This is a genomic window from Kocuria atrinae C3-8, assembly GCF_000286355.1.
GTDB classification, from domain to species: Bacteria; Actinomycetota; Actinomycetes; order Actinomycetales; family Micrococcaceae; genus Kocuria; species Kocuria atrinae_A.
In genome coordinates this window covers 24,933-31,837 of record NZ_AJXN01000037.1, presented here as the reverse complement: position 1 = coordinate 31,837, position 6,905 = coordinate 24,933, and the positions used below count along the sequence as shown (strand labels likewise).

General features: G+C 63.4%; 7 protein-coding genes and 1 pseudogene. 4 read left to right on the top strand and 4 right to left on the bottom strand.

What is annotated here, in order from left to right; all coding sequences use genetic code 11:
• The 4 genes and pseudogenes from YO9_RS0105285 to YO9_RS0105270 form a co-directional block, all read left to right on the top strand.
• A pseudogene (locus YO9_RS0105285) lies at positions 1–874 on the top strand (isochorismate synthase); the annotation flags it as partial.
• A gap of 123 nt (positions 875–997) precedes the next feature.
• The gene (locus YO9_RS0105280; protein WP_031272718.1) at positions 998–1,768 is read left to right on the top strand and encodes an ABC transporter substrate-binding protein; all 771 of its coding nucleotides are present in this window, start codon (positions 998–1,000) and stop codon (positions 1,766–1,768) included.
• Positions 1,769–1,925: 157 nt separating this feature from the next.
• On the top strand, positions 1,926–2,723 hold the full coding sequence (locus YO9_RS0105275; RefSeq protein WP_016996551.1) for an amino acid ABC transporter permease: 798 nt from the start codon (positions 1,926–1,928) through the stop codon (positions 2,721–2,723).
• A gap of 8 nt (positions 2,724–2,731) precedes the next feature.
• The gene (locus YO9_RS0105270) at positions 2,732–3,535 is read left to right on the top strand and encodes an amino acid ABC transporter ATP-binding protein (RefSeq protein ID WP_016996550.1); all 804 of its coding nucleotides are present in this window, start codon (positions 2,732–2,734) and stop codon (positions 3,533–3,535) included.
• A gap of 150 nt (positions 3,536–3,685) precedes the next feature.
• Here YO9_RS0105270 and YO9_RS0105265 read toward each other — a convergent pair whose 3' ends face one another.
• From YO9_RS0105265 to YO9_RS16980, 4 genes are all read right to left on the bottom strand, one after another.
• Complete coding sequence (locus YO9_RS0105265) at positions 3,686–4,288, bottom strand: hypothetical protein (RefSeq protein ID WP_016996549.1); 603 nt, start codon at positions 4,286–4,288, stop codon at positions 3,686–3,688.
• 1,089 nt (positions 4,289–5,377) lie between these two features.
• Positions 5,378–5,686 (bottom strand): MFS transporter, encoded by a 309-nt coding sequence (locus tag YO9_RS16985; RefSeq protein WP_223286133.1) that lies wholly within the window; start codon positions 5,684–5,686, stop codon positions 5,378–5,380.
• Positions 5,680–6,537 (bottom strand): MFS transporter, encoded by an 858-nt coding sequence (locus YO9_RS0105260; protein WP_223286132.1) that lies wholly within the window; start codon positions 6,535–6,537, stop codon positions 5,680–5,682. The genes YO9_RS16985 and YO9_RS0105260 overlap by 7 nt, the downstream gene beginning before the upstream one ends.
• Positions 6,534–6,761: a hypothetical protein gene (locus tag YO9_RS16980; RefSeq protein ID WP_223286131.1), complete on the bottom strand. Its 228-nt coding sequence runs from the start codon at positions 6,759–6,761 to the stop codon at positions 6,534–6,536. The genes YO9_RS0105260 and YO9_RS16980 overlap by 4 nt, the downstream gene beginning before the upstream one ends.
• Positions 6,762–6,905: the final 144 nt, after the last annotated feature.

The window sequence follows — 6,905 nt, the reverse complement described above, 5'->3', positions numbered from 1 at the left end:
CCACTGCGACCCCGGGCGCCCTGGACGAGAACCGCTGGATGGCGGCCGTGGCGGACGGTGTGGACATGATTCAGGCCGGTGACCTGGAGAAACTGGTGCTCGCGCGCGACGTGGTGGTCGATGTGGGCCAGCCCATCGTCCTGAGCGCGGTGCTCGCGCGGCTGAGCGACCGCTACGACTCGTGCTGGACGTACTGCGTGCGACCCGGCGGGACCGATGATCCGGATGCCGGGCGGCTGCTGGGTGCGACGCCCGAAATGCTGATCCGCGTGAAGCAGGGAACCGCGTCCGCGCGAGTGCTCGCGGGGACCCTGGACCGGCACGACCTCCCGGAAGGTGCGAATCCCGAGGACTTCGCCGGCGTGACACTGGGCGGCTCCGATAAGCAACAGCGCGAGCACAAGTTCGCGGTGGATTCGCTGCTCGCGGGTCTGTCCCCGTACGCGGAAACCGTGTTCGGCGAGGAGGAACCGTTCATCCTGGCCCTGCCCAACGTGTGGCACCTGGCCTCGGACGTGCGCGCCGAACTGCGCACCGGTGTGGACGGCACGCTGCCCTCCCCGCTGGAGCTGGCCGAGGCCGTGCACCCGACCGCCGCCGTATGCGGGACGCCCACCGAGGTGGCGGGCGGTGTGATCGAGGATCTGGAGCGCATGGACGCGGTCTGTACGCGGGCCCCGTCGGCTGGCTGGATGCGTCCGGCAACGGCGAATGGGGCATTGCCCTGCGTGGCGCCGTGCAGTTGGACGCGCAGCAGGCCCGTGTGAGTGCCGGCTGTGGAATCGTGGCCGAATCCGATCCGCAAGCGGAGTTGGCCGAGACCTGGGCCAAGCTGCGGCCCATGCTCGAGGCGCTGCCCGCTACGCGTGCCTGATTTTCTCGCGAGAATCCTCCCAGCGTCGGGGCTGCGTGGGTGCCGCTTGAGGTCGCCGGAAGTAACGGCGTAGTAAGGTTTTCCACAAACTAGATAGCGCTATTGCTTTTCGAGGGAGATCCCATGTCCAAGCTTCGCCGTGTAATGCCCGCGCTGGCTGTGCTGTCCGCGACCGGTCTGATCCTGACCGGTTGCGAATCCACGTCCGAGTCCGATTCCCAGGCGGGCGGCGAGGGCGGCACGATCACCGTGTGCGCCAACTCGCCCTATCCCCCGTTCGAGTTCGAGCGCGACGGCGAGGTCGTGGGCTTCGATATGGCCCTGGCCGACGAGATCGCCAAGGACCTGGGCAAGGAAAAGGAATTCATCCAGGCCAACTTCGAGACCTTGGAATCCGGTGCAGCCCTGGACACCGACCAGTGTGAAATGGTCATTTCCGGCATGGGCATCACCGACGAGCGCAAAGCGTCCATGGATTTCTCCAAGCCGTACTTCAATGACGAAATCGGCCTGTTGACCACCAAGGATTCCGGTATCACCAGCTTCGATTCCATCGGCGACGCTTCCGTGGGTGCCCAGCAGGCCACCTCCGGCGAGAAGTATGCCGAGGAGAAGGGCGCCACGATCCAGCAGTTCGAGGACGTCGAGCTCATGTTCCAGTCCCTGGAGACCGGTGGTGTGAAGGCCGTGTCCGGTAACATCTCCACGCTGGGTAACCGCGCTGACGAGAACGAGAATCTCGAAATCGTCGAGACCGTGGACACCGGTGAGAACCTGGGTGTGGCCGTGAAGAAGGGCAACACCGAGTTGCTCGACTCCGTGAACAAGACCCTGGACCGCCTCAACGAGGACGGCACCATGGACAAGATGCGCGAAGAGTGGATCGGTCTCTGATCCGATTCTTCACACCGGGTCCTGAACCTGCTTTGAGGTGATCGGCAATGGGTGCCGGGCGAGTTTCTCGCCCGGCACGCCCGTTGTCGGTGCAATGCGAGATCATGGAACAAGGATTTTCTGTGATGACTTTTGTGATGACTGAGGGAGAAAACTGATGGCCATGACCACCCGGCAGCGCGCCAAGCTGTCGAGGGGCATCCAGTACGCCGTGTTGGTGCTGGTGTTGATCGCCCTGGTCGTTCTCGCGGACTGGAAAGTTCTCTACGAACGAGTGTTCAACCCCGCGGTGATTGCGGACCAGTTCCCCGGGATCATCACCATCGCCCTCAAGAACACCCTGATCTACACGGCCCTCGGCTTTGTGGTGGGCCTGACGCTGGGTGTGGTCCTGGCGCTCATGAAGCTCTCCTCCGTGGGGCCCTACCGGTGGATCGCCACGCTGTACATCGAATTCTTCCGCGGCGTTCCGGCCCTGCTGGTGTTCTTGGCCCTGGGTTACGGCATTCCGCTGGCGTTCGGCTTCCGGTTCAACCACTACGTGACCGTGATGATCGCGCTGGGCGTGGTGGCTGCGGCATACATCGCCGAGTCGCTGCGCGCCGGCTTGCAGGCCGTGCCCAAGGGTCAGTACGAGGCAGCCCGTTCCCTGGGTATGTCGCACACCCGCGCCATGGTGACCATTGTGATTCCGCAGGCGCTGCGCATCGTACTGCCGCCGCTGACCAACGAGGTCATCCTGCTGACCAAGGACTCTTCCCTGGTCTACCTGCTGGGCATGGGCCTGTCGCAGTACGAACTCACCAAGTTCGGCCGCGAAGGCATCTCCGGTGCCGGTGCGGGTCTGACCCCGTTGGTCGCCGCGGGTATCTGCTACCTGATCATCACCGTGCCGCTGGGCATCCTGTCCCGCCGCTTTGAAACCAAGACCGACCGCGTCAAGAAGTCCTCCTAGGAGCCACGGTGTCCACATCTGCAACCGAAAACACTCAGGCATCCGCATCCCCCGAGACGCCCGCCGTGTCCGTCCGCGGGCTCAACAAGGCCTACGGTGACCTCGAGGTGCTGCGCGGCATCGACCTGACCGTGAACCCCGGTGAAGTGGTGTGCCTGATCGGACCCTCCGGTTCCGGTAAGTCCACGCTGCTGCGCTGCCTCAACCTGTTGGAAGAGCCGCAGTCCGGGAACATCACGGTCGGTGGTTTCGACGTGACCGACCCGGACATCGACGTGGACGCCATGCGCCGCAACGTGGGCATGGTGTTCCAGCAGTTCAACCTGTTCCCGCATCTGACCGTGCTCGAGAACTGCACGGTGTCCCAGGTCAAGGTGCTCAAGCGCTCCAAGTCGGAGGCCGAACAGACGGCCATGACCAACCTGGAACGTGTGGGCCTGGCCGAGAAGGCCCAGCAGCGCCCGGGTCAGCTCTCCGGAGGTCAGCAACAGCGCGTGGCCATCGCGCGTGCTCTGTCCATGAACCCGGATCTGATGCTTTTCGACGAGCCCACTTCCGCACTCGACCCCGAGACCGTGGGTGATGTGCTCGCCATCATGCGTAAGCTCGCGAATGAGGGCATGACCATGCTCGTGGTGACCCACGAGATGTCGTTCGCCCGCGACGTCGCCGACCGCGTGGTCTTCATGGACGGCGGCGTGGTGGTCGAAGAAGGCCCCGCCCGCGAGGTCATCGGCTCCCCCAAGCACCAGCGCACACAGTCCTTCCTTTCTCGCGTGCTCAACCCCACCAAGGTGGATACGCCGGAGTAGGCCCAGACTGGGGTCGTCGGAGCTGACATTCATCAGTGCGCCTCTGCCCCAAGTACTGCCGATATCCGGGGCGCCATATGTCAGGCGTCGCGAGAACCTCGGAACACCTTTGAGGGGTCGTGAGAACCTTTTTCCACTGCGTGGAGGGTTCTAACGGCCCCTCAGGTGTTGCACTTGGCTCTGACAACGCTTGGCGCGTGCTGAATCCAGGTGGTGGAACAGCCACTGCAGGAGTTCTCTGCGCCGTTTGGGATCCCTGAGGTCGTCGATCACCACGACTCGGACCTGCCACCCGTGATCGCGCAGGCGTTGAATCCGATAATTCTCGTCTCCGTAGGCCTTGCCGTCCTCCCAGTGAGGTCGTCCGTTGTACTCGAGCGCGACCATGTCTTCCGGCCAGGCGAGATCCGGGTATACAAACTTGCCGTCCATCATGACCGGGTGGTTCGTTTCCATGGGCGGCAGTCCGCATCTCAGCACCACCAGTCGGAGCAGGGTCTCCATGGCCGAGATGGTGGGTCCCTGGGACAACGTCAACGCCTGCCGAACCCGCACCACACTCTGCGCGCGGGGCGGAAGCTGATCCAGAAAATCTGACACCTCGCTCATACTCAGTTGCTCCAGCACCGTGCGACCCTCCGCGATGAGTCGCTGCGATATGAGTGCATCCAAGCACGCAGTGATCCGCCACAGTGCAGGACCGGAGCCGCCACCACGAGTGCTTCCAACGGATGAGTCAACGGACAATCCCACGGGCCGACGATTCCAGGCAGCCCCAGTGACTTGGAGACCCTCGTCAGTTTCTGACTGGATGCCAACCTCGTGCCGCTCCACGCCAGGTGTGTGGTGTGCGATCGGGCCAGGTATTCCCTAGTTATCGGGGCCGGCGAGTGTCCCAAGAGTCGTTCTTCCCAGATATACGCCTGGCTGACCGGCAGGTTCAACATGTCGAGCGCGGTGAGTCCCGTGACCGCCAATTGCCCTTCGTGACGTTCGAGGTGATCGCGCAACAGAACCGATCGTTGCTGAACGCTCAGTGGTTCCGCACTTCGGACCCATGCTCCCCTGGCCAGTTGCTGCATGTAGGGCCTGCGCCTAAGGTCCCTCGGCCGTCGTTCCCATTCCGCGGCGCTCAGCACCGTGAGTTTCGGTCCCAGATCCATGGCTTCGAGAGTTCGCATGAAACGGACCCTAGAAATTTTCGACGTCGCTCGGTCGCCTAATCCACAGAACGAGCCTCTTTCGCTCCCAAACGTTGCCGGCAAGGCATCTGTGGAGCCACCTCCGCACGGTGAGGCGAAATCGGAACGAGCCGATCGTCGTCGTCAGGAGACAGAAGTCTGTGCAGCATCTGGGCGAGAGGCGGAAGTTGGTCCGCCAGCACGGTCAGCGAGGTGAGGCCGCGAGCGTGAGGCGACGGTAGCGCCGTCGAGCACGCCGGGGGTTTCATTGGAGCCCTTCCGCAGGGCCAGAAAGGTTCCAACGGCCCCTCAGGTGCCTGAAGTGGTCCTAGCGGCGCACCAGACGTGTCGACCCGTGGTCCGCGAGCGCCGTCGGCGAGGTGAGGCCGCGCGCGTGAGGCGACAGTAGCGCCGTCGAACCCGCCTGAGGTTTCGTTAGAGCCCTTCCACAGGGCCAGAAAGGTTCCAACGACGCCTTAGGTGCGTGAGGTGGTCCTAACGGCACGGCGGCTGGCGGGGTGCGGCGCTTTGGGAGTACGAGCGCACAAAAGCAGGGTGCCGCTGCTCGCAATGAGCAACGGCACCCTTGGTGTTTCTATGTTTCCCGAGGCAGTCGGTGATCAGCTCGCTAGAGCGCCAGTCGACTGTCGTTCCCGGAAAGCTAGTTCAGGACGGTCGAGGGAGTGTTGGTGTCCTGGTGATCGGTGGACTCCAGGATTTCCTCTGCCTTTTCCTTGGCTGCTTCCACGGCCTTCTGGCGGGGAACCAACACGGTCACGAGTGCGCCGAACAGTGCCACACCACCGAAGATGTAGAACGCGGTGGCGCCGCCCAGACCAGCTGCAACCAGCCAGCCGCCGATGAGCGGGCCGAAGATGCCGCCCAGTCGACCGAAGCCGGAGCACCATGCCACGCCGGCTGCACGAGCGTTGGTGGTGAAGTAGTTGGAGGTGAAGCCGTAGATCAGCACCTGAGTACCCAGGTGCCGACACCGGCCACACCGATGAACATGAACAGCACCGGCAGCGGGAACTGGAAGGTCATCAGCACCAGGGTGATGGCTGCAATCACGAAGGTCGTAGCCACGATGAACTGCGGTCCACGGCGGTCAGCAAGCTTGGAAGCGACCACACCACCGATCACGGCACCGGAGTTGAGCACCAGCAAGAACGCGAGCGAGTAGGTGGTTCCGTAGCCGTAGCCCTCCATGATCTTGGGGAGCCAGGTGTTCAGGCCGTAGGTCAGCAGCAGGCCGGAGAAGGACATGAAGCCCAGCAGGATGGCGCCCAGGCGGAACTGTGAAGAGAACACTGCGGCGAAACCGGTCTTGGCGGGAGTAGCGCCGGCCTTCTGGACAACGACTTCCTCGAGCAAGGGAGTACCGGTCTTGAGCGACAGGGCCTCGGCCTCTTCGCGGCGGCCACGGGACAGCAGCCAACGCGGGGACTCAGGAAGCTTGAAGAACGCGATGGGCAGCAGGAACAGGATGGGAGTTGCACCGATCATGAACAGGCCGCGCCAGCCGAGGGGCTCGAGCAGGATCATGCCGAGCAGGGCTGCGAGCACACCACCGGCGGGGATACCCGAGTACACGATGGCGTTGTAGAAGTTACGGCGCCCGGCAGGAGCGAACTCCGCAATGGTGGCGCCGGCCGTAGCGAGGATTGCGCCCAGGCCGATACCGGTGATCAGACGCAGTGCACCGAAAGCAAAGATGGAGGTGGAGAGTGCGGTGACGAACATGCCGATGGAGAACCAGGCAATGCCGACCAGGATGATGCGGCGGCGGCCCACGTAGTCGCCGATGGAGCCACAGATCAAGCGCCGATGAGAACGCCGATCAATGCGTAGGAACCCAGGGTTCCGGCGGTAGCGGCGTCGAGTGCGCCGATGTGGGAGGGATCCGCCATCAAGGTGGTCAGGACGGTTCCGTAGATGGTGAGGTCAAAGCCGTCGAAAATCAGTGCGGTGCAGGCGATACCTGCGACCCAAGCTGCGGTCCTCGCCTCTTTTCGCGGGTCCGCGGCAACGAGTGTGTTGCTCATAGTGGTGGTCCTCTCGGATCAAGATCTTCCGGAGAGCCCCTAGACTCCCGGCGCGTTCCCGGAATGGTTGCGCGTTAGACCTCAATCCTGAACCACTGTGAGTCTTACCACACGGGGATAACCCCCAGGGTTTCGCCAGGGGGT

Excerpts from the sequence above, each read along its gene's own strand:
- YO9_RS0105275 (WP_016996551.1), top strand. The coding sequence starts at position 1,926 with ATGGCCATGACCACCCGGCAGCGCGCCAAGCTGTCGAGGGGCATCCAG.
- YO9_RS16980 (WP_223286131.1), bottom strand. The coding sequence starts at position 6,761 with ATGAGCAACACACTCGTTGCCGCGGACCCGCGAAAAGAGGCGAGGACC.
- YO9_RS0105280 (WP_031272718.1), top strand. The coding sequence starts at position 998 with ATGTCCAAGCTTCGCCGTGTAATGCCCGCGCTGGCTGTGCTGTCCGCG.